This is a genomic window from Brevibacillus schisleri, from assembly GCF_055685845.1.
Genome location: NZ_JBVNDM010000001.1, coordinates 3,059,016 through 3,085,394, shown reverse-complemented (window position 1 = coordinate 3,085,394; position 26,379 = coordinate 3,059,016). Strand labels below are relative to the sequence as shown.

The 26,379-nt window shown below is 47.4% G+C and carries 6 protein-coding genes; all 6 read right to left on the bottom strand.

Annotated features, from left to right (window positions below; all coding sequences use genetic code 11):
• Positions 1-148: 148 nt before the first annotated feature.
• A complete protein-coding gene (locus tag ACUUHJ_RS15145; RefSeq protein ID WP_472299228.1) occupies positions 149-1,732 on the bottom strand; it encodes an alpha/beta hydrolase in 1,584 nt (527 codons plus the stop codon).
• A gap of 50 nt (positions 1,733-1,782) precedes the next feature.
• Positions 1,783-2,511, bottom strand: a complete 729-nt coding sequence (locus ACUUHJ_RS15140; protein ID WP_472299227.1) for a thioesterase II family protein — start codon at positions 2,509-2,511, stop codon at positions 1,783-1,785.
• Positions 2,512-2,556: 45 nt separating this feature from the next.
• Entirely contained in the window at positions 2,557-3,249 is a 693-nt protein-coding gene (locus tag ACUUHJ_RS15135) for a 4'-phosphopantetheinyl transferase family protein (protein ID WP_472299226.1), read from the bottom strand.
• A complete protein-coding gene (locus ACUUHJ_RS15130; protein ID WP_472299225.1) occupies positions 3,246-5,045 on the bottom strand; it encodes an ABC transporter ATP-binding protein in 1,800 nt (599 codons plus the stop codon). Before ACUUHJ_RS15130 ends, ACUUHJ_RS15135 begins: the two co-directional genes overlap by 4 nt.
• Positions 5,046-5,047: 2 nt before the next feature.
• Positions 5,048-6,829: an ABC transporter ATP-binding protein gene (locus ACUUHJ_RS15125; RefSeq protein WP_472299224.1), complete on the bottom strand. Its 1,782-nt coding sequence runs from the start codon at positions 6,827-6,829 to the stop codon at positions 5,048-5,050.
• A gap of 83 nt (positions 6,830-6,912) precedes the next feature.
• The gene (gene tycC, locus ACUUHJ_RS15120; protein ID WP_472299223.1) at positions 6,913-26,376 is read right to left on the bottom strand and encodes a tyrocidine non-ribosomal peptide synthetase TycC; all 19,464 of its coding nucleotides are present in this window, start codon (positions 26,374-26,376) and stop codon (positions 6,913-6,915) included.
• Between the last annotated feature and the right edge of the window lie 3 nt (positions 26,377-26,379).

Sequence of the window (26,379 nt, the reverse complement as noted above, 5' to 3'; positions counted from 1 at the left end):
CGATGGAAAACTAGTCTGGTGAAGAATAAATAAAGATCTCCGCACAACCTAGTCCAGCCTGGCCAGGTGTATGGTGATCTTTGTCTTTGAGATGCCGTTATATGCAGAAAAAAACGACCCTTTTTCAGGGCCGTGAAATGGTTTGCTCTTATTTTTCTAATTCTCCATCGCTATTTGTTACCGCAAAATTGTAATTAATAGAGCGTGTAAATGGTTCGCCATCCTCATTGATGCCGGTTATGTCAAAGGAGAGATTATAAACGCCTGGCTTCGTCGGCACCGTAAAATTGCCCGTAAGCTCATCTTCTTTTACGGCAAACTTCACTTCATCCAGGACGCTTGCTTTTTCGCCGTTCATGGAACGAGTCAGGTTTGCTTTTTCCAGTGATGATTGATCAATTTCGTTTTTGCCCAGGTCGACGGAAATCTTCGCTTTGTCGCCTTTCTTGAATACCTTTTTGCTCGCTTTTACTTTTGCTTCTTCTCCACCATCCACGGAACCAACCATGAAAAAGGCCTCGTCAGAACCCTCCACTTCCAGTGTCCATTCGCCTGCTTCAGGCTCCTCTACTTCAATGAAGTGATGAACAGCATCTTGGAATATTCCTGGTTCATCCTCCGACTCGCTTGTTTTACTAAGATCCGCCTCGTACTTTTTGCCAGACGGACTGATCAAGGTCACAATGGTGTCTTCCGACGAGGTCATCGTATCAAGATTCAGCTTATCGACTCCGCTCTCCAGGAAAAATGTTTCGGAGGTGTTGTCTTCCACTTCGCCTCCGCGGAGAATAACGGAGCTTTCTTCCACAGTGGTTTCTTTCGATTTGTCTTTGCTTATTTTTTTTGCACGTTCTTTCATAGATGCATTTTGTAATTTCGGTTGAACCAGATTCCATGTTTGTGAGGCTTTCGCTATTTGACCGTGGGAAACGTCTTTTGTAAAGCTCTTGATCCCATACGGCAAACCGAAGGCAGACTCAACAGAAACGGCTCCATCGTCTTGACCAGGAAGAACCGCATGACCAAACCAGGTAGCACTAAACCAGCCATCATCCCCTGTTCCGGCTGCCATGTATGTCTTAGTTGAACTAACTTCGCTACGGCTGTCAGTCTGTGCACGGAAGTTGGCCATATATGACGTCTGCAGGGAATACACCGCATCGTCTTTTTTGCCAAGAATGTCCGCGAGCCATCCTGCCCAATTGCTGTACGCCATATCAGCCAATTCTGAGCCTTTGTTTGGCGTGGAAAGCTGGTGAACAACGTTGACATACGGATGCGCGCCATAGTGGACGAGTGCTGCCTGTGTATCGATGCCACCTTTGGAATGTGCAATGATATTGATTTTGGAAACACCATAATAATCTGCAACCTTTTTAATGACTTCAGCGAGCTTGGCTCCGTTTGTCCACATGTTGCCACCAGTACCATCCGCGTCCTTCAGTTGCACAAATGCGGTACGATACCCAGCGTTATAGGCTGCGTCATAATATCCGTCTGTTGTATACCAAGTATTGTAAGAGGAGTGCAGACCTTGGACAAACAGGATCACGGGCTTGTCTTTGGATGCATTTGGAGGAACCGCACCGGTGTACCAGTCACCAAAATGACCACTTGGATTGTCATCATGCAAAACTGGAGCTGGAGCCGCCGCGCTTGCTGCTTGTGGGTAGACCAGCGCCGTTGATAATGTAACGGCCGCTAGCAAACGAGATAGTACTTTCTGATTCATGAAAAAAACACCAACCTTCACCTAGGATTTATTGTTGCCGTACACAATCGTTAGAATTGTGCACGGATTGCAACTGCTTGTTCTACCTTCAATGTGTCTTGAATGATCACGAGGATCGTATTCATTTGCTGATGAATAAAGAAATGCCCACCAGGCATAGGGTAAAATTTGCATTCTCGCCCGCAATAGTCTCGCCATGCCACAATATCTTGGATTTCAATCGAATCTTCTTTCCCGAACAAAACCGTCATGTTGACGGGGATTTGCTGAGGAAGCTCGTGATTCATTTCATACGTTTGCACGGCCTGGAAATCAGCGCGAATCATAGGCAAAAATACTTCCAAGATCTCGTGATTATCCAAAACCTCATCGGGTGTGCCCCCAAGGGTACGTAGCGATTCGATGAACTCGTCATGCGGCAGTTTGTATGTTTTTACCAGTTTGTGATACGCATGTGGCACACGGGATGCAGACAAGAACAAGTGCTGGGGCAGTGGCTTTCCATTCTGCAACAGCTTTCTCGTCAGTTCATACGCGATTAATCCCCCCATGCTGTGGCCATAAAAAGCAAAAGGTTCTTCCCCCAGCTCTGGTATAATTCGATTGTATACATCCTCCAAGACCTCATAAAACGAGGTGGCAAGAACCACGCTATCGCTATGAAGGGAAGTCCGTACCTCGAATGGAACCATTTCCAATAACGCTGGCGACACTCCCCGTTTCCAACCGTAATAAATGCTAGGAAGTCCACCTGCATATGGAAAGCAATACAATTTCATCTCTTTTCCCACCCTTTCCTCATTACGTAATTACCTCGACATCTTTCAATGAAAAATCGCTTGATGCAAATCTTGTAAATCCTTTATGACTACTTGAGCAGCAAACTGATTGGTAGTCGCGCATACTGACAATTTATAGCCTGGATCGATCTCATACTGCTGAAATGCCCAAGCCTCGCCCGAATCACTTTGCGATATCGAAATCGATTGGTCTAGGTTTTTTCTTATGGCGAATGATTGCAACGGAATGGACAGCCCCATGCCTCTCGCTTTTATATAACTCTCCTTTAAAGTCCAAAGGTCATAGAAATACGAAACCCGTTCATTCGGATGTTTTTCCAAAAGATCTTCTACTTCGGCTGGTGCAAAATAATGAGTGGCAATATCCAATTCAATTGGGCATATTTGCTCCACATCAATCCCCACCTGCGAGTCATGCGTGGCGCAGACGACCCATTCCCCAGAATGAGAGACGTTAAAGCAGAAATTGGGAAATGATTTCAAAAAAGGTTTTCCGTATGCATTGTAGTCATACTCGATTTCTTCATTGGAAATCTCGTAGGCTTCACAAATCAGAGAGCGTACGAGCACGTCCGCGAGCAACGCACGATAGGAATCAGCCGGATTTCTGAAACGGTTGACCCGTTCCCGTTTTTCTTCGGGTAGTGCTTGTAAAAATCGGTTGAACGACTCTTTCTCCATGACAGCAGGACATTTCAACGCATAAATGGCAATCATGTAGCACTCACTCTCCTTTCTGTCAGTTCAAGACTACTGATTTGTTCTGTTCGATCCTTTCGCTGCTGCACTTCGTACAAGTTGGCATACGTACCGTTGTGCTGAATTAACTCAACATGGCTCCCTTGCTCGATGACTTTTCCATGATCCATTACGTAAATCACATCGGCATCCTCAACGGTCGACAGGCGATGAGCGATGACGAGGACTGTTTTATCCTTCATGAGTGCGGTTAATGCTTGCTGCACCCAATATTCCGATTCTGCATCCAGAGCGGAGGTTGCTTCATCCAGTAGAAGAATCGGTGCATTTTTCAGGATGGCTCTGGCAATGGCAATTCGTTGACGCTGTCCGCCCGATAGCTTGGCACCACGTTCTCCTGTTTTGGTCTGGTAGCCGTCTGGCAATTCCCTAATAAAATCATGCGCATACGCTGCTTTGCTTGCGTTGATGACATCCTCATCCGAAGCATCCAGGCATCCGTAGCGGATATTGTCTTCGATGGTTCCTTCGAACAAAAAGGCATCCTGAGGCACGTATGAGATCAAGCTTCTAATTTCTGCAAGAGAATAAGCTCCCATGGGCTTGCCAAGTAAATAAAGAGTTCCGCTAGCAGGTGGGTAATACCCTAATAGAAGCTTCATGACGGTGCTTTTTCCACTTCCGCTCGTTCCGACTAGCCCAGCCATTTGGCCTTTGTCGACTCGCAACGTAACACCATCCAGCACGTTTGTAGCATCGTTGTATCCGAAAACGACCTGCTCCAGCTTCAGCATGCTTTCACAATGCTGGTGTTTGTCGGTACTATTCTGATACTCCTCTGGTTCTGAAGGTTCATTCAGAAAATCGACGACCCGAGAAGCGCCTGCTAGCGAGCTCTGCAACGCTGTGATGACTTGGCCAAGCTGGAGAAAGGCCAGTGTCACAAGCATCTGTTGTTGAACGAGGGCGACGAGCACACCAAACCCGATCATTTGTTTGGAAACCATCATGATTCCAAAAACAAGCATTCCCCCGAAGCTTACAAATTGGATGAAAAAATTGGTCCCTTCCAGTAATCCATGTTTATGCCCTTGCTTGATGGCAGACGTAGCTACTTCTTCGTTTGCTTCCGTGTAACGGGCGGTCACAACGTTATGTAAATGAAACATTTTGATGATGGGCAACCCAGACAAAAAATCGTTTAATCTTTCTGTCCCCATCCCCATCTGCTGCTGCATTCGATCTCCAATGCGCCGTACTGACTTGGCAAACAGCGTATTTACATAAAGAGTCAATCCGCTTACGAGCAACAGGACGACGGCAATTTTCCAATCCATCACAAACATTCCTAGGATCGAGCCGATCAGAGACAGCAGGATGATGCTCAATGTTTTCAATTGCTCTGCGTACGCGTTTTCCATGAGGACAACATCGTTGCCCAGTCTCGACATCGTATCTCCCGAATGGTGCTGCTCATAATAATCGAAAGGGAGCTTGCTCAAACGTTGATAGACCTGAAGCCGGATGTTGGCAATGAGCTCGCGAACGCATCGACGATATATGTAGCTAAAAAATGGTGACAGGATACTCAGCAAAAGGAACATCACAGCCATGGTGACAATCGCTCTGGTTAATAACGCAGGGTCTTTTGTGTTCGCAAAATCCGTCAGATCCTTGAACACGAAAGGCAAGGATACTAATACAGCAGCTTGACCGATTCCGTCACCCACAAGGCCCAACATATACGCTCGCTTTTTCGATTTCATAAACGACAGGAGTTGAAGTAGTTCCCGCATCAAATTCTGGATGAACATGCCTATACCCCTCCTGCTGCCAGCGAGCTATGCATCTCTGCGGCAAACTGTTTTTGATACAATCTGGTATAAACGCCGTCTTGGGCAAGCAAATCATAGTGTGTACCTCGTTCAACAATTTGTCCTTGCTCCAAAACGAGCACTTCATCCGCGTCTTTTATCGTAGACAGTCGATGGGCAATGACGAGAACAGTCCGATTTTTCATCACATTTTCCAGCGCTTCCTGTACCAAAGCTTCCGATTCTGTATCGAGGGCAGACGTTGGTTCATCCAGCAGCAGAATCGGGGCGTCCTTCAAAATCGCTCGGGCAATCGCGATGCGCTGTTTCTGTCCTCCGGATAAACGAGAGCCTCGTTCTCCCACTTTTGTTTGATAACCCTGCGGTAGCTCCATGATGAAGTCATGGGCATTGGCCGCTTTTGCTGCTGCGATGATCTCGTCTTGTGTCGCGTGAATGCGTCCATACGAGATATTTTCCGCAATAGACACGGGGAATAGCGTTGTATCCTGAGAAACCATGGAAAGGTAGCTCCGCATGTCCGTCATATTCCAATCCGCCATAGAATGTCCGAAAACATGTAATCTTCCGTTGCCCGGTTCCATTTGATAAAACCCGCACAGCAACTTCATGATGGTGCTCTTCCCACTTCCGCTGGCCCCTACTAACGCAATGGTTTTGTTCGGATGTAACGTAAAACTAACATGTTCAAGAATCTTTGCCTGCTCGTAGGCAAACGTAACATCCTGAAACTGTACAGGAATCGCCTTTGGATCAATCTGAATCGGTGGTTGATCATTTTGTTCGACTGGCTGTGAAAAAATTTCTTGCAGCCGCTTTGCCGCACCTGATGTCTCTTGTACTTGGGCAAACAACACGGGCGCGAGTGACAGTGGTTCGATAATAAAGTGAAGCAAATAGCTGAAAATGACCAAGCTGCCCAGATCCAATTCTCCTGCCTGTATCAAGTACCCACCATAAGCAACAAAAAACAGAATGGGGGAAGAAAACAATAAAATCCCAGGTGCTGTCATCCACGCACGTTTCTTCTCTGCCAGAAACGCATTTTTCAAAACCTGTTTCATACCCGCATGGTATTTCCGATACAAAACGCCTTCCAATTGAAAAGCTTTGACCATGTGAATGCCGGAAAGTGTATCTTGAGCGATTACGTTCGTTTGACCCAGATGATCTTGCATTTGCTCCGAATATTTTTGCAGCGGTTTGCTCATCCACCCTGTGATCGCGATGGCGACAGGTAAGATTGCGATGCTGAAGATGATTAACTTCCAATTGATCGTCAACAACAGTCCAAGAGCTCCGACAAAAACAACTGGCAAATAAAAAAGCTGGAAAAAATGCTTTTGCAAAAAGCTTTGCAAGATTTGGGCATCTGTTGTTAAGCGTGAAACGAGATCGCCGGAATGATATTTATCCATGGTGGACATGGGGACTTTTTCAAGATGGGCAGCCATGCTGTTTTTCAAATCTCTCATGGCTCTTGAACTGAATCTAGCTGCCGAATATGTGATGAAATATTTTGAGAGAAAACCGACGATGGTCAGACAAAAAATGATGAGAGCAATACTGACTAGCTTGTCGAAGTTGTTCGTATGTTCGACCATGGTTTTGATTAAGATTCCCATCCAAATGTCTGCGACAGCCACAAGAAGCGCGGCAATGATACAGATCATGACCCAACCTCGATAAGGCTTTACATATGAGAGTACCCAGCCAAACACGGGATCTTTCTTTCTGTTCTGAGCTTGCTTGGTAAAAATCATGTGCGGCTCCTCTCCAATGATGTAATGGATGAACTCCCCTTGAAAAACATGTTCCCAAGGGGAATCATCACAAAGCCGTGATCTTATTTCAGAATGAACAGCTCCTGTAGAATGTCTCTAAGGATGGAGGCATTCATCGACACGTAGCTTCCTCCCAACATTCTGGAGTGGATTCCGTACCCTTCGTACGTCATCAGTCGTTTCGTAGCCTGTGTCCAAGCGGCTTCATTCCATTTGACTGCGACCAGATCATCCTCACCCGATTCCAGCTCTGATTGTATGAGATGGATCGTTGCGTTCGTTGCACCCGTATTGATCAGTTGATTGTGGTACATCACGTAGCTGACCGTTTTTCGAATGAAGCTTTGCTTGACGAATTCATTGGCAGCGTACAAATTGAAGTCTTCTTGTGTCATGTTGAACATCTCGGTGTTCTCTCCAATTTCGGCAAATAACTGCGCAATGTCACTCTCCGTTTCCGCAAGAGTCCGCTCCATCACCTTGTCTTTCCAGTACGAATCGAACAAGATGAGGTCGGTCACGACATATCCTTGATTCTCCAGTTCTTTTGCGACGTCAAAAGCCAGATTGCCTCCCGAGGAATATCCCATGAGCGTATAGGGTCCTTTTGGATCAATCGCCACGATGGCTTCGATGTACTGCTCCAGTCGATTGTCTTCTTGGATGAAATCAAAGCTATGCAAGGATACGCCCTTGATTTCATCAGCAAGCTTCTGATAATAAACACTTTGGGCGCCAATCGGCGTAAAGCAGAATACCTTTCTCGCCGTCTCTTCATTTAAGAGAATGGCACCACCAGAGTTGCCCTCGAAGTTCTTGTGCGTGATGAAATCCGCTACCTTCTCAATCGTTGGATGCTGGAAGATAAGGTTCAACGGGAGTTCAATCTGCATGTACTCATACACCTTTGCAACCAGCAGCGTTGCTTTCAATGAATGTCCACCCAGCTCAAAGAAATGGTCAGTGATGCCAATTGGGTCTATCCCCAAAACTTCCTGCCAAATGGCAGCCAATTGATGCTCGATCGCAGTTCTTGGGGCCACGAACTCGCGTGTGGTCGCATCCGATGGCTTTGGCTTCGGTAACGCTTTGCGATCCACTTTTCCATTGGCTGAAAGCGGCAGTTGATCTAACTGGACAAAATAGCTGGGAACCATGTATGCAGGCAGTTCCTTCGCCAGATGCCTTCTCAGCTCAGAAACGGATACTTCTGCTGCTGGGACGAGATAAGCGCAAAGATACTGTCCGGCAGTTAACTCATCCTCTTGCACAACGACCACTGCTTGATCGATGCCATCGCAAGCAAGAATGGTGCTCTCAATTTCCCCGATCTCGATGCGGTACCCTCTCACCTTTACCTGTTCGTCAGCCCGACCGATGTAATCGATCGTGCCATCTGCCCGCCATTTCACCAAGTCACCCGTTTTATACATGAGCTCTCCTGGCACAAACGGATTTGGAACGAATTTTTCTTGTGTGAGCTCTGGTTTATTCAAATAACCTCTTGCAAGCCCGGTTCCTCCGATGCATAGCTCTCCCACTACGCCAATCGGTTGCAAGTGATGTTGTGTATCTACGATGTACACTTGGACATTGGCTAGCGGATGCCCAATCGTGATATCTTGACCTACTTCGATCGAACGAGAGATGGTGGTGACGACGCTGTTTTCGGTCGGACCGTATTCATTGTTGATCTCGATTGCTGGATGCTTTTCTTTCGTTTTTTGCACAAGCTGCGCAGGTAATTTCTCGCCTCCCAATGTTACGCAGCGAAAAGGAGAGAAGTCGGCAGCAGTCGAGCTATCCAGAATCGCCTGGAACAGACTCGGTACACCGTAATAATGTGTGACTCCCGCTGAGGCAATCAGCTTTTTCAGCGCTACCGGATCTTTAGCTTCTTCCTCTCTCGGCAAGACGCAAGTAGCACCTCCGAGAAGTGGAGCGAACAAGCTGGCGACAAAACCATCGAAGGCAAAAGAGAATACCTGCAACGCCTTGTCTCCCGGCCCGAAACCATATTCATCTCTTCTCCACTGCAAGCAATTGACGATTCCCCGATGTGGAATCATGACGCCCTTCGGCTTACCGGTCGTTCCCGATGTATAGATGACATAGGCGAGATCGGTCGGTTGATTGAGTGATGAAAGATTGGAACCATCTATCTCGACGTCATGCTCTGCGCTCAGTTCAAGCCAGTCAAGCCCGCTCGACACGCGAGACAATAGTTCCGACAAATGGGACTGGCAGAGAAGCAATGCTGCGTTGCTGTCCGCAAGCAGGTACTGAATGCGTTCTTGCGGATACGCCGGATCGATTGGAACATAAGCACCGCCTGCCTTTAAAATACCAAGGATGCCAATGATCATCTCTGGTGAACGCTCCGCCATGACTGCTACAAGACGATCTGGTCCGACTCCCTTGGTGCGCAGAACTCTTGCCAGTCTGTTGGCCCGCTCATTGATCTCGCTGTACGTCAGTGACTGACCGTTAAAGAGAATCGCTTCTTGATCTGGCGTCCTTGCTACTTGCTCTTCGAATAATTGATGCAGCGTTTTGTCTTGTACATAGCTGACAGCTGTATCATTGAAGCTCTCGAAAATTTGCTTTTTCTCCTCTGCCTTGAGCATGTCAATTTCGCTCAAACGGATATGCGGATTTTGCACAACGATTTGGGCAATAGCCATGAAATGGTTGCTTAACCGTTCAATTGTCTCGTTCGTAAACAAGCTTGTGCTGTACTCCACGCCAATGCGAATCTCTTCACGCTCTTCTGTGGCAATTAACGTCAAATCAAATTTGGAATGGTTGCCAGTCTGATCAGTCATGAAAGGAGCAAGTGACAAGCCGTGCAGGTTGATAGCATCATCCGAGTTGTTTTGCACAGTAAACATGGTGTCAAAGAGCGGGTTTCTGCTTAAGTCCCGCGGAATGTCGAGTTTTTCCACCAGCTCTTCGAATGGATAATCCTGATGAGCGTAAGCGTCTAGAGCATTTTGCTTGACTTCCAGCAACAGCTCAGTGAAGGTTTTCCCAGCATGCGGCTTGTTTCTCATCGCCAATGTATTGACAAACATACCGACGATTGGTTCCAAATCAGCATGGGATCTGCCTGTAATCGGTGTGCCGACAATGATGTCCTCTTGCCCGGAATACTTGGAAAGCAGTACGTTGTACGTCGCGAGGAGCACCATGTACAGTGTCGTTCCCGTTTCTCGAGCCAGCTGGTTCAAGCCTTCCATGAGCTGTTTACCGGTTCCGATGGAATACTGATCGCCTGCGAAATTTTGAATGCTTGGTCGGGTGAAATCCGTTTGCAGGTTTAGCACTGGAATTTCGTCTGCAAACACTTGAGCCCAATACTGTTCTTGCTTGTTGAAGGCATCGGATCGGAAAAGCTCCTGTTGCCATACGGAGAAGTCCTTGTACTGAATTCGCAGCTCTGGCAAAACATCCCCTTGGTATAGCTGCACTAAGTCAGACAGAAGAATGCCAGAGGATACACCGTCGGAAATGCTGTGATGCATGTCGGTAAAGAGCACATGACGATCTTCTCCGATTTGCAAAAGACGTACGCGAAGCAACGGCGCTACACCCAGATCGAATGGCTGAACGAGAGAGGAAAGGACCTCTTGTGCCAGGTCTTCTGTGATCGTTGTATACGAAAGTTCAAAAGAAACTTCCTCGTGAATCTTCTGAACAGGTTCTCCATTTACAACGGCAAAAGACGTACGAAGACTTTCATGTCGCGCAATCAGCTGCTTGAACGCTGTCTCTAATCGTTCCGGTTCTAGCTTCCCTTCGATCAGCATGGTCGAAGGCATATTGTAGCTGATGCCGACTCCCTCGAACTGATGGAGGATATACATGCGCTTTTGAGCCGATGAAACAGGGTAATACTCTTGCGCAGGTGCCGGTTGGATCGAAATGACATATTCTTTTGCTGTCTCTTCGATGTGTGCAGCCAATTGCTGAATCGTCGGCTTTTCGAACAAAACACGGAGCGGAATATCGACTTGATATTCGTTATGCATGCTCGAAATCACACTCATCGCACGCAGGGAATGACCGCCAATTGCAAAGAAATCATCCAGAACCCCTACTTGCTCCACATTGAGTACTTGCTCCCAGACGTGGGCCAATTGCGCTTCCAACTCCGTACGAGGTGCCACGTACTCTGTCGTTCTGAGTAAAGATACATCTGGTACCGGCAAGGAACGTCTATCGATCTTCCCATTTGCGGTAAGCGGCAGCGCTTCAAGCGTTACAAAATACGATGGAATCATCGCTTGAGGTAATTCTTTTAGCAATTCCTTACGTATTTGTGCTGTGTCGATCTCATGGTCTGCCACCATGTACGCGCATAAATACTTTTCTTGTCTGTGATCCTCTCTTGCGACCACGACTGCTTCCAAGATTCCGTCTAGCTTGCGTAGCTGTGTCTCGATTTCGCCCAGCTCGATACGGACACCCCTGATTTTCACTTGATGATCGTTACGACCCAGGAACTCCATATTTCCGTCCGCACGCCACTTCGCCAAATCACCCGTACGATATAACAGCTCACCTGGTGCGAAAGGATTCGGTACGAACCTCTCCACTGTCAGTTCAGGTCTGTTCAAATAACCGCGAGCGACCCCTACCCCACCGATGCACAACTCACCCACGACTCCAACAGGTTGAAGATTCAATTGTTGATCCATCACATACATCTGCATATTCGGAAGCGGTTTGCCGATCGGTACCGTTCCCGAGCGAATGGATGAGACATCTGTTTCTTCGTAATAGCTGGAATCGATGCACGCCTCTGTTACCCCATAACTGTTAACAATGCGCAACGTATGGCTGAATCGGGCCAGCAAGGTCTTGAAGTCTTCCGCTGGACAACTGTCTGCTCCGAGGATCAAGAGCTTCATCTGACTGAAGTCGAGCTCATTTTCGTAAATGTAATGCATCAATGGCATGATCAGAGCTGGTGTCGCTTCGAAAATCGTGATTTCATACCGCTTAATAATTTCGTACAAGGAAGCCGGGTCCATTTTGACCTCATTCGGGCAAATGACCAGCTGCCCTCCTGTGAGCAATGCTCTGGCAAAGTCGCCAGTCGATACATCGAAGGCGAAGCTCGCCATTTGCAGCAAGCGAACCGGGAAGGTATCCAAGTGATACTCATCCTTCCATGCAAACGCGACATTCGCATAGCTCCGGTGCTCGATCACTACTCCTTTTGGCTTGCCAGTCGTACCGGAAGTGTAAATGATGTAAGCCGCGTGTTCTGGCAGTGCTAGAGGCTCCAGATTGCTGGCTTCTCCCTGATACAGCCCCTCTGCATCCAGATAGAGCGTTTCGTAAGGGAATACAAGCTGTGTATTCATCTTTTGCAAGGTAAGGAATAGCTTCGCATCGCTATCTTCCAAAATGAATGTCTGACGCTCCAGTGGATAATCTGGATCAATCGGGACGTAGGCGCCACCGGCTTTCAAAATACCGAGCGTCCCTACTACCATGTGCAAGGAGCGATCTACCATGATGCCGACCGTGCTCTCTGGCTTGACTCCCATTTGGCGCAAAACACGCGCGAGCTGGTTCGCTTTTTCATTCAATTCCCGATACGTTAGCTGTTCATCCTCGCAGATGACAGCTACCTGATTCGGTGTTTTTTCGACCTGCTCTTCGAATAGCTCCTGGAACGTTTTGTTCGTTGGATAAGCGGCTTTTGTTGCATTGAAACCATGCAGCATTTGCTCCATCTCATCTTTTGACAAGACACTGATCTCTGCCAGCTTGCGATCCGGATTGGCAATGATCGTCTGTAAAAGATGGATGTAATGATTCGCCATGCGATCAATTGATTCTTTGGCAAACAGCTTCGTGCAATAGCTGAATTGCACGAGAAGCTCATCTTGTTGTTCCATCGCATCCAGCGCGATATCGAATTTTGCGATCTTGCCATCTACCGGGTAAGCGGACATGTTGAGTCCTGCAATTTCCAATACAGATGAATCCGCAAGCCCCAGGCTGAACATCGTATCGAACAGCGGATTTCGGCTTAGATCGCGCCGTACTTGCAGCTTATCTACGAGATGTTCAAACGGATAATCCTGATGTTCAAATGCATGCAGCGCATTTTGTTTCACGTCACCCAAAAACTCGCGGAAGGTCAGGTCGCCTCCTGCCACATTTTTCAGGGCAAGCGTGTTGACGAACATGCCGACGATTCGTTCTACATCTGCATGGGATCGACCTGCAATCGGCGTACCGACAACGATTTCTTCCTGTCCGGTGTATTTGGACAGCAGCACATTGTAGGCAGCCAAAAGCACCATAAACAGTGTGGAGCCCGTATTTGCAGCAAGTTGTCGCAACTCCGCAAGCAAGTGATTTCCTGTACCGATCGCTACCGTGTCGCCTTCGAAGCTTTGAACAGTAGGTCTTGGGAAATCATTTGGCAGGTTGAGTAACGGGAGCTCTCCTGCAAAGACATTCGTCCAATAATTCTCCTGTTTTTGGAAACGCTCGGTCTGGGCCAGCTTCGTTTGCCAAGCAGCAAAATCTTTGTACTGGATACGCATGTCTGGGAGCTGATTTTCCTCGTACAAGCTCGCGAACTCCTTGGCGATGACTGCAAGCGATACACCATCGGAGATAATGTGGTGCATATCCATGAAGAACAAGTGTCGTTCTGCTCCCAGTTTGATCAAGTCAACCCGGAATAGCGGAGCCACTTCCAGATCAAACGGCTGGACCAACTCCTGAATCAGTTGCTCTACTTGGTCATCTGTCGCCTCGGAAATACCGATGAACAGTGTGACATCCTCATGGACTCGTTGGACGGGTTCCCCGTTTTTCGAATGGAAGGATGTTCGCAAGGATTCATGTCGTTTTACCAGTGTTCGGATCGCATTTTCAAAGCGTTCGTAATCTAGATGGCCATCCATTATCATTACATTTGGCACGTTGTAGCTAATCCCGCTTCCTTCAAACTCATGCAGGATGTACATTCTTTTTTGTGCGAACGAGACTGGATAAAAGTCAGCGTGCTCTACCGGTTGAATGGTCTCGAACTGTTCCATTTCACTCGCAGTGATATAAGTAGCTAGCTCATGGATCGTAGGAGTTTCAAACAGGGCTTTTAACGGAAGCTCTACCTGAAATGCTTTGTGCACCTGCGTGATTACATTCATTGCCTTGAGAGAATGTCCACCCAGTTCAAAGAAGTTATCGTGAATGCCTATCGGATGAATCCCCAGAACCTCTTGCCAAATTTCAGCCAGCTTCTGCTCGGTTGCATTTTGTGGGGCGACATATGTGGAACCTTGTACCCGATCTCTAGATGGTTCAGGCAAAGCTCTACGATTGACCTTCCCGTTTGCAGTCAAAGGCAGTTTTTCCATTTGGACGTAGAAGGCTGGCACCATGTAGCTAGGCACTTCTTTGGATATTGCCTCTCTCAGCTCTACTACGTCGAGTTCCTCTTCTGAAACAAAATAAGCGCAGAGAGCTTTTTGGCCGTTTGAATTATCCAGTACCGTAACGACAGCTTCTTTTACTTTTTCGAGATTGGTCAGAACGGTCTCGATTTCCCCAAGCTCGATTCGATAGCCTCTGATCTTTACCTGTTGGTCGATACGTCCCAAATACTCAATCGTTCCATCCGCCTTCCATCTCGCCAAATCCCCTGTGCGGTACATATTTTCACCTAAAACGAACGGATTCGGGACAAACTTCTCGGCGGTCAATTCCGGCTTGTTCAAATAGCCTCTGGCAACTCCATCACCACCGACGCACAATTCACCCGGCACCCCGATTGGCTGCGGCTGGTTGTAGCGATCCACGATATAAGCTGTGGAGTTCGTGATCGGCTTCCCAATCGGAATATTGTCTTCGAATTCCTTCTCAATCAAATAGCATGTCGAGAAGGTTGTGTTTTCTGTCGGGCCGTACCCGTTCCAAATTTCCAGAGCTGGATGGGCGCTGTTCACTTTGTTGATGTGTCTCGGAGACAATGCTTCTCCACCGACGATTAACGCACGCAAACCTTCAAACATCGCCGGATTATTTTGCGAAAGCTGGTTAAACAGTGGTGAGGTTAACCACATCGTGGTAATCCGATTCTCTCGCAGGAAGCTACCCAGCTTCTCCTCATCCAATAGAACGTCCTTGCTAACCAGGAACAAGCTAGCGCCATGCAACAGAGCTCCGAAAATCTCAAACGTCATGGCGTCGAAGCCAATAGCGCCCGTTTGTATCATGCGATCTTCTTCGCGTACCTGAACGTAATTAGTATGTTTCACCAATCGGGTGACATTGCGATGCTCAACCATGACTCCTTTTGGTTTGCCCGTTGAACCCGACGTGTACATCACATAGGCCAAGTCCTTGGCGTCATTGAGGTTGGTCAGATTGCTGGCATCTGCTTGCTCCAGGCTCTCGTCTTCTAAGATGATTGGAATGAGACCTTCTTCGACGAGATGCAACAGATGTCTTTGAACAAGGACAACCTTCACGCCGCCATCTTCGAGCATGTAAGAAATGCGCTCAGCTGGATGCTCTGGATCAATCCCCAGATAGGCGCCTCCCGCTTTGATGATCCCCATAATGCCTGTGATCATCTCGAGAGAGCGATCTGCCAGCATGCCTACAACGCTGTCTCTTCCTACTTCCAATCGGCGAAGAGCACTTGCGATCTGGTTCGCTTTTTGGTTCAGCTCCCGATACGTCAGCATCTGTTCGTTCATCACAACTGCAGCATGCTCAGGTGTTCTTTCCACTTGCTCCTCGAACAGCTCCTGAATCGTGCTTTCGCGTGGATACGTGGCAAACGTGTTGTTGAATGCAACCGTTACGAGATGTTTTTCTTCCTCACCGAGCAAGTCGATTTCATGCAACGCCGCAGTTTGGTCTGCAATGACTCCTCGTAGCACCTGAAGAAAATGACCTGCCATTCTTTCCATCGTGTCTCTTTGGAACAATTTCGTGGAGTACACGAGACCAAAATGGATTCCTGTCTCATCTTCATGCGCTTCCAGTGTGAGATCGAATTTGGCGTTGCCTTGCTGCCCATCTCCGGAGTAGGCCTCAAATTTCAGCCCATCCAGCTCATAAGCTTTTTTGTCCAGATTTTGCAAAATAAACATGGTGTCAAACAGTGGGTTTCTGCTGAGATCCCGCTGGATTTCCAATTTTTCGACCAGCGCTTCAAAGGGATAGTCCTGGTGAGCGTATGCTTGCAGCGTATTCTGTTTGACATCTTCCAAAAATGCTTGGAACGATTTCGTTCCTTCAGGGTAGTTTCGCAAGGCCAACGTGTTGACAAACATCCCTAAGACTTTTTCCACATCCGCATGAGATCTACCAGCAATCGGCGTACCTACTACGATGTCTTCTTGACCGCTGTATTTAGAAAGGAGTACATTGTAAGCCGCCAACAAGACCATAAACAGCGTGGTTTGGTTCTCATGGGCGAGCTTGTATAAATCGTCCATCAACGTTTTATCTGTGTGGAACGAAATGCAATCTCCCTCAAAGCTTTGAACCAGCGGGCGAGAATAATCGGCGGGCAGATTCAGTACCGGAATGTCACCCGCAAAAGACTTCAACCAATAGTTCTCATGCTTTGTATAGATGTCGGTTTGGAACAGATCCGTCTGCCAGACAGCAAAATCTTTGTATTGAACAGACAACTCTGGTAATAATTGGTTTCGATATAACTTCGAAAATTCCTCCATGATGATTCCAACAGAGACGCCATCCGAAATAATGTGGTGCATATCCATCAGGAAAAGATGTCGCTTCTCTGCTAATCTGAAGAGTCCGACCCTCCATAACGGAGCCTTCTCCAGATCAAATGCTTGCACAAATGTTTCGATGGTTTGCTCGACTTGGTCTTCGGTCAAATCCTCATAGCGCACATTCAGTTCAACTGCCTCATGTACACGCTGAACAGGCTCACCGTTCACTGTGTGGAAGGATGTCCGCAACGATTCGTGTCGCTTGATCAGCCCCTGTATCGCAGTTTCAAAGCGTTCGTGATCCAAGTCGCCTTCAATAAACATCACACTTGGCATGTTATAGACTGTACTGGTGCCTTCAAACTGGCGCAGGACAAACATCCTTTTTTGTGCAGAAGAAACGGGATAATATTCTTGCCACGGTGCAGGATGAATCGGTACATGCGTGTCTTTTCCACTTGTTTCGATATACGATGCCAATGCCTGAATGGTAGGTGTCGCAAAGAGCACACTGAGTGGAAGCTCGACTTGATACTCTCGATGAATCTGTGCGGCGAGCGACATGGCTTTCAAGGAATGCCCACCTAGCTGGAAGAAGTTGTCGAGAACGCCGATGTCGGTTACCCCAAGCACATGTTCCCAAATCTCTACCAGCCTGCTTTCCAGAGGACTTGCTGGCGCCACATATTCTGCTCCCGTTACAGGTCTGCCTTCTGGTTTCGGCAAAGCTTTCCTATCAATCTTTCCATTCGGCGTAAGTGGGAGAAAATCGAGCTGGACCAAGTACGCAGGAATCATGTAAGACGGCAAGCTTTTCGACAGATACGACCACAGATTCGAGACTTCCAGCTTTTCTTCCGCCGTGTAATAAGCAGCAAGGGACGATTGGCCCTGCTGATCCTCGTGGACAATCACCACAGCCGAAGTCAGCTTTTCAAAGGAGAGCATCACCGACTCTATCTCGCCTATTTCAATCCGATACCCCCTTACTTTTACCTGTTCATCCAAGCGACCGATAAATTCAATCGTACCGTCAGGGAGCCACTTTCCTAGATCACCCGTCTTGTACATGCGCTCGCCTTCCAAATAAGGATGGGAAACAAACTTCTCTGCGGTGAGTTCCGGCTTGTTCCAATATCCACGTGCCAAACCATGGCCACCGATGCAAATTTCCCCGACGACGCCGATTGGCTGTAGCTGATGAAATTTGTCCACGATATAGATGCTGGTGTTGGCAATGGGGCGTCCGATCGTTATCGTAGAATCCAGTTGCGAAATTCGCTGCCACGTGGCGACAACACTGCTTTCTGTCGGACCGTATTCATTGGCGATGACCAGATGCGGATTCTGTTTGTTGCTCTTCTCAACGAGCTGAGCCGATACTTTTTCGCCCCCTAGTGTGACAGTTTGCAGGGAGCTGATATCCGCGGCAGAACCGCATTCCAATATCGCTTGGAATAAACTTGGCACGCATGTCGTTTGGGTGCATCGCGCAGCTGCAATGAGTCTTCTGAGAGATAAAGGGTCTTTGGCTTCTTCATCCTTCGCCAAGACGGCGGTTGAACCGGAAAGGATCGGTGTAAAAAAGGAAAGAACAAAGCCATCAAACGCAAAGGACAAAGGTACCAGATTTCTATCCTGGACGCTAAACTGATACTCCTCTTTTTTCCACAACACGCTGTTGACAATGCCCCGATGCTCGATCATTACTCCTTTTGGCTTGCCTGTTGTCCCCGACGTATAGATGAGATAAGCCAAATCAGAAGCGGTTTGAATCGGCACGAGATTCGAACGGTTAGGAGAATAGTTGTGCTCTTCCTCCAGATACAAGCATTCCACTCTCACACTAGAAGCCAGCTTAGCTCCAAGATGTTTGTGGGTAAGCACCAGACGGGCTTCGCAATCCTCCAGCATGTAGGCCACACGATCTTCTGGATATTCGGGATCAATGGGCACATAGGCTCCACCTGCTTTTAAAATGGCCATGATTCCCACAACCATTTCCATAGAACGGTTTGCCATGATTCCTACGAATTGGTTAGCCTTTACTCCCCGTTCACGCAAGGTAAAGGCAAGCTGGTTTGCTCGCTCATTTAATTCGCGATAGGACATCTGCTTACCGCCAATTTCAATGGCGGCAACCAGTGGAGTTTTTTCCACTTGCTCCTCAAATAGCTCATGTAGTGTCTTGTTCTGCGGATATTCCGTATGCGTTTGGTTGAATTCTACTAACAAGCGACGCTTTTCTTCAGCCGAAAGCATCGTGATTTCGGACAACGTAATGGCTTGTTGCTCAATAACGGCATGAAGGATTCGGATGAAATGTGCCGCGATGTTTTCAATCGTTTTTCGTGTAAACAATTTGGTGCAGTAATCAAGGCTAAAGACGATCTCCTCGTCTTCTTCGTACGCCTCTAATGACAGATCAAACTTGGCCTGATTCACTTCTGCCATATAAGGTGTAAACGTCAGTTGCTCCATTTCGAACGGCTTCTGATCCATATTTTGCAAGATAAATACGGTGTCAAACAAAGGATTCCGACTCAGATCCCGTTGAATGTTCAGCTTATCGATCAGCTCATCTAATGGATAATCCTGATTCTCAAAGGCTTTCAGCGTATTGTTTTTCACTTCTGCCAAAAAGCTGAGGAAGGTTTTCGTCCCCACAGGCTCGTTTCGCAATGCCAGTGTATTGACAAACATACCGATGATCGAATCCGTTTCAGCATGGGACCTGCCGGCAGTAGGCGCGCCAACAACAATGTCCTCTTGTCCAGAGTATTTGGAGAGAACTACATTGTAGGCTGCCAGCAGAACCATGTAGAGCGTAGCTCCTGTACCATGGGCAAGTCGATTCAATTCCTTTTTCAAAAGGGCACCGGAGCTGAAAATAAATCGCTCACCCTCAAAGCTTTTTACAGAAGGTCTCGGATAATCCGTTGCAAGATTTAATACGGGAATTTCTCCCGTAAAAGTATCGATCCAATAGGCTTCCTGAGCAGTAAACTCATCCGTCTCGTACCATTGATTCTGCCAATGGGCAAAGTCCTTGTACTGAATGCTCAGTTCTGGCAGCTCTTCGCCGTGATAAAGCTGCGCAAGCTCTTGAACAAGAATGCCAATCGATACACCATCCACCACAATATGGTGCAAATCCAGCATGAAAAGATGGCGTTCCGGAGCCAGTTTGACCAGTCCAGCGCGCATCAGTGGAGCTTTTTCCAAATCAAACGGTTGAATAAATTGTTCAACGATTTGTTTGAGCTCTCCCTCTGTTGACTCCATCAACGAGATATCCAGCTCGACATCTTCATATACGCGCTGAACTGTCTCTCCTTTCATGGAGTGGAATGAGGTACGCAGAGATTCATGGCGTCTCACCACACTCTTGAGCGCTTGCTGCAAACGCTCTGTATCCAGCTTGCCATCGATGTACAGGATTCCCGGCATGTTGTAACTGATGCCTGCACCTTCCATTTGCCGGAGAATAAACATTCTCTTTTGTGCAGAAGACACGGAGTAATACTCCTGCTTTTGGACGGGCTCAATCGTCGTATACTTGCCTTTGCCAGCAGTAGCGATGTATGCCGACAGGTCAGCGATCGTTGGTAATTCAAACAGTGTCTTCAACGGCACATCTACTTGAAGGGTACGATGGATCAAAGAGATGACGTTCATCGCTTTCAAGGAGTGTCCGCCCAACTCAAAGAAATGATCGTGTACGCCGATTGGGTTTTGGCCAAGGACACTTTGCCAAATGTCTACAAGCGTGGCTTCCACTTCATTGCGCGGCGCTACATACACAATTTCAGATGTGGATGCTCCCTCAGGTTGAGGCAGTGCTTTGCGATCTACCTTGCCATTTGCCGTGAGAGGCAGCTTCTCCAAATAAACAAAATAAGAAGGAACCATATAAGATGGCAAATGGGAAGCCAAGTAAGCTCTCAGATCAGTTGTCTTCATTTCCTGATCAGAAACGATATAGGCGTACAAGTTGTTTTGCCCTTTTTCATCTGGACGGGCAAGGACGATGGCCGTTTTGATCCATTCATGCTCCAAAAGCCTTGCTTCGATCTCACCCAGTTCGATTCGGTGTCCTCTGATTTTGACCTGATGGTCGATGCGTCCGAGATATTCCACGTTGCCGCAGGCTAGGTACCTTACCATGTCTCCCGTACGGTACATCCTACTACCCGGTTCAAACGGATTGTCAATGAAGCTGGCTGCTGTCAGTTCTTCACGATTCCAGTAGCCGCGGGCCAAACCATCGCCAGCAATGCACAGTTCTCCTGCAACCCCTACAGGCTGGAGCTGGTTGCTCGCATTTACGACATACAAACGGACGTTATCAATCGGTTTGCCAATGGGAATCACGCCATACTCCGGCAAACGAGGGCAAATCCAGTATGTCGCATCAATCGTAGATTCAGTAGGGCCATAGAGATTAATCAACTGTGCTGTTTGCGTCTGGTAAAAGCGCGAAACAAGGGCAGCTGTCAATGCTTCTCCACCGCAGAAAACGCGTTGCAAGCTCGTGCAAGAGCTCCATCCCGGTTCGGTCATGATCAAATCCAGCAAGGAAGGAACCATCTGTAACGTTGTGATCTTCTCTTCTCTGATCATTCGAGTCATGTATGCGATGTCGCGATGTCCGTCTGGCTTTGCCAGTATCAGGCGCGCGCCCGTGATCAGTGGCAAATAAAATTCCCATACGGAAGCATCGAAGGAAAACGGCGTTTTTTGCAAGACAGCATCCACTGTACGCAGCGGGAAGGCATTCTTCATCCAAAGCATGTGATTGCAAATCGCCTGATGCGCGACCATTACCCCTTTGGGATTACCGGTCGATCCAGATGTATAAATGACATAGGCCAAGTCATCCCTGCCAGAAACATTGTCCAGATTGGTGTCGTCCCCTGCATAAATCGCTTCATCGTCTACATCGATGATTTCTCCTGTATACTCCACGGTCTCTTTCAAATGACGCTGTGTCAGTAGAATGGGAGCTTTGCTGTCGCTGAGCATGTATTGGATTCTTTCTGGCGGGTAAGTAGGATCCATTGGCGTATACGCACCACCCGCTTTTAACACGGCCAACATGCTCACAACCATCCCGATGGAACGGTCTACCATAATACCGATCAACGTATCTGGTTGCGTTCCTTTGCTCCGCAGCAAACGAGCTAGTTGATTGGCCCGGGCGTTCAACTGGCGATAGGTCAAGGTGTATCCGTCATAGGCTACGGCTACTTGATCTGGCGTAAGCACTACTTGCTCTTCAAACAATTGGTGCAAAACTTGATCAGCGGAACGCTCGACAAAAGTATCGTTGACATTCAGGAGGAGAGCACGTTTTTCTGCTTCTGTCATCATGTCGATTTCTGCTAGCTTGGCATTCGGCTGTGCACAAATAGTACGCAAGATTTCCAGATAATGATGGGCCATTTTTTGGATGGTTTCTTTTGCAAACAGCTTCGTTCCAAATGCGAATTGGAAGTGAATGTCGGACTGCGATTCACTCGCATTCAAAGCAAGATCGAATTTTGAAATTTTATTAAATAACTCATATGGAGCTGCTGTAAGCTGCTCGATTTCCAGCGACTGCTGATTCGCATTTTCCAGAGAGAACATGGTGTCAAACAAAGGATTTCGGCTAATGTCACGTTGAATCGCCAGCTTTTCCACCAGCTCTTCAAATGGATAATCCTGATTGTCATAGGCCGCTAGCGCATTTTGTTTCACTTCTTGCAAGAATTGGGTAAAGGTTTTGACGCTCACAGGCTGATTTCTCATCGCCAACGTATTCACAAAGATCCCCATGATGCTTTCCACGTCGGCATGGGAACGACCAGCGACAGGCGTACCTACAATGATGTCCTCTTGTCCGGAATACTTGGATAGGAGAACATGGTAAGCGGCGAGCAAGACCATATACAGGGTTGTTCCTGTATTTGTTGCTACCTTGCGCAAACGCTCGGTCAATTCTTTTCCTGTATCAAAAAGGACCAGATCCCCTGCAAAGCTTTGAATGGTTGGGCGCGGATAATCCGTTGGTAGATTGAGCAAAGGAATTTCATCAGCAAACGTATTCAACCAATGGAGCTCCTGCTTCTTGTACACATCCGTCTGAAACAGCTCATTTTGCCAAGCTGCGAAATCCTTGTATTGGAGAGAAAGAGGCTGCAAGGCTTCCCCTTGATACAACTTAGCAAATTCACTCAGCAAAATTTGGGATGAAACACCGTCCGAGATGATATGGTGCATGTCGAGCATGAACAAATGACGGTCTTTGCCCAACTGGACCAAGCCTGTTCGAATCAACGGAGCGAGTTCGAGGTCAAAAGGACGGACGAAATCGCGCATGATCTGCTCCGCCTTATCTTCCGTAGACGTCAGCATCAGGATTGGTACTTCTACCTCATCATGCACTTTCTGTACAGGTTCACCATCGATACGGTGGAAGGAAGTGCGCAAGGCTTCGTGGCGCTCCGCCAGTCGTTTGACCGTGTTCGCAAAACGATCATAATCGAGCTTTCCTTCCAGAAGCATTGCACCTGAAATGTTATAGCTGATGCCACTTCCTTCAAATTGCTGAAGGATGTACATTCTTTTTTGAGCGGAAGATACGGGATAAAATTCTTTGACCTCAACCGGTTGAATGGCTGTGTACTTGCTTTTCCCCGATTTCGAGAGAAAAGCAGCGAGTTCGGATACGGTTGGATTTTCGAACAGTGCCTTTACTGGCAAATCCACTTCCAACGCTTTGGAGACTTGAAAGATAACAGTCATAGCCTTCAGTGAATGTCCGCCCAAATCAAAGAAATGATCGTGAACGCCTACACGACTAACCCCGAGGATCTGCTGCCAAATCTCAGCCAATTTTGTTTCCGTTTCATTCTGAGGAGCGACGTACGCTGTTCCCGTAACAACTGCACCGTCAGGCTTCGGCAATTTCTTCCGCTCTACTTTTCCATTGGCTGTCAGCGGAATTTCCTCCAAACGGACAAAGAAGGACGGGATCATATAGGAAGGAAGCGTACTTCCCAGATGCTCTCGTAGTTCAGATACGGTCAACTCCTGCTCGGAAACCATGTAGGCATAGAGCACATTTTGACCACTGTCATCCTTTTCAGCGATGACGACAGCTTCCTTGATCCACTCATGCTGTGCCAAACGCGTCTCAATTTCGCCCATCTCAATCCGATGCCCACGAATTTTGACTTGATGGTCGATTCTTCCCACGTATTCCATATTGCCGTCGGGCAGCCATTTCGCCAGATCGCCAGTTCGATACATTTTGGTCCCTGGACGGAACGGATTATCGATGAACTTTTCCTCAGTCAGCTCCAGTCTGTTGAAATACCCTTTAGCGACGCCATCTCCGGCGATGTACATTTCACCGACGGAACCAACGGGTATCGGCTGCATGGAGGAATCAAGCAGATAGAGCTGAACATTGTCTGCCGGTACGCCGATTGGTACCGATTCTTGGATCGGTTTCTTCGGGTCGTACAAATAAATCATGCAGCCGACAACCGTTTCGGTAGGTCCATACTCATTGAAAATCTTGACATTCTGTCCAAAGTTCTCATAGATTCTCTTCGCCAATTTGGTTGGCAAGTTCTCACCACCGACAATAAACCGTCGGATGCTGCTGCTTGTTCCATCTATTTCCTCTATCAGCTTCAAATGTGTTGGTGTCAGCTTGATGATTCCCACTTGATTATCTTGGATGATGTCTAAAATGACCTGTACCTTATCTGCTCCTCTGTAGACATAGATTGTATTGCCCGACAGAAGCGGCGTGAAGATCGAGGTGATAGTCAAATCAAACGAAATGGAGGAGTATAGCGGAAAGTCTACAGTTTCACCCTGGACGTACTCCTTGTTGGCCCACCAGATGTAATTAACTAGACCTTGGTGGGTAATCATCGCTCCTTTTGGATTCCCCGTGGACCCGGAAGTATAGATCATGTACGCCATATCGTCCGGTGTGCATAAATTGTCAAGATCCGTACTGTCTCCTTCAAACAAGGAAGGATTGTCTAGGTAGAGGATCTCGCCTTCAAACTCGACTTTTTCTTGAAGATGAGACTGTGTCAAAAGAATCGTCGTCTGACTGTCATCTAATAAATACTGAATTCTCTCTATCGGATACTCGGGATCAATCGGCAAATAGGCGCCGCCTGATTTTAGAACGGCCATAATAGCCATGATCAGCTCGAGTGAATGCTCCGCCATAATAGAGACGATACTGCCTTGGGTAATTCCTTTTCCACGCAGAGCTCTGGCCAACTGGTTGGAACGCTCCTGAAGCTCCTGGTAAGTAAGGCGATCCTCCCCGCAAATAACCGCAGCTTTCGATGGCGTCTGTCTTGCCTGCTCCGCGATCAGCTCGAAAATCATTTTGTCGCGTGGATAATCAGCGGTTGTGTCGTTATAAGCTACCAGCAATTGCTGTTTTTCCTCATCCGTGATGATTCCGATGTCTTCAAGCAGTACATTCGGATTGTGAATGACCTGCTCGATGATCGTTTTCAAGTGACCTTCTACTCGGTTCATGAATGACTCTTCATAAACCGCTGCATTATAGCTCAACTTCACATACATCTCATTCGAAGGTGCGACCGCTACCACAACGTTAAAATCATAGGAAGTCTGTTCTTCCCCATTTTCCACATTGAATTGAAAGCCTAAGGAATCCTCTCGATCATTCGAAGCATCCTCCGGGTAGTTTTCATACGTCACCAAATGATCAATTAACTCTTGTTTCAGTACCGTTTTGCTCTGAATTTCGTACAATGGAGCGAAATCATAAGCAGCAGAAGCCAAGGCTTGCTTCTGAACTGTTTTTACCAACCCACTAAAGGTTTGTTTTCTGTTTGTTTGCACGCGGGTTGGAATCGTGTTAATGAACAATCCAACCATGCTCTCAATGCCCTGAATCCCTGGAGGACGACCTGACACAACAGAACCGAATACCACATCGTCCGAATTTTTGTACTTACTCGCCAAAATACCCCAAAGAGATTGAAACACGCTGCTCATCGTAGCTTGATTCCGATTGGCAATCTGCATCAGCTGCTGAGTCTTTTCAGGTGCGATGGTGAAAAGATTCTCCACATGTACATACTTGCCATATTCCGCTACATTCTTCTTTTTAGGGAAATCAGCCTGATGGTCATAGCCTTCTAGGTAGTTCTGCCAGTAAGTAAGTGCTTCTTCTTTGTTTTGCTTATCCAGCCATTTGATATATTCGCTGTATGGTTTGGTTGCTTCCCGCGGAACAACCTCACCCTTACGAATGGCGGCATAGTACGCGAGCAGCTTATGAAGTAATACACCCAAAGACCAACCGTCGACGATGATATGATGGAACGCCCAAACGAACTGATACTGGTTCGCCTCCGTTTGGAAAATGGCTGCTTTCATCAAGACGTCTTTCGTCAGCTCAAAAGTATGCTGCTGGTTGGTATACGCTTTTATGTAATCGTTCTGATCATCTATTGGCAAATGAGCAATGTTTTCGAAATGAACGGTAACTTTTCTCTCTTTAAAAACAACCTGTCGAGGCCGTTGCAGGTTTTGATAAACAAACACAGTGCGCAAAACTTCATAGTTCTCTACAAGCTTGTTCATGCTCTTTTCAAAAATCGACAGCTGAAAATCACCTTGAAGCTTTGCGGACATCTGGAGGCAGTAGGCGCTGCTGCCTGTATCTTTGACAGCATGAAACAACATACCCTCTTGCAATGGGGTTAACGGGTAAATTTTTGCAATATTTTCCTGTTTATTCATTCT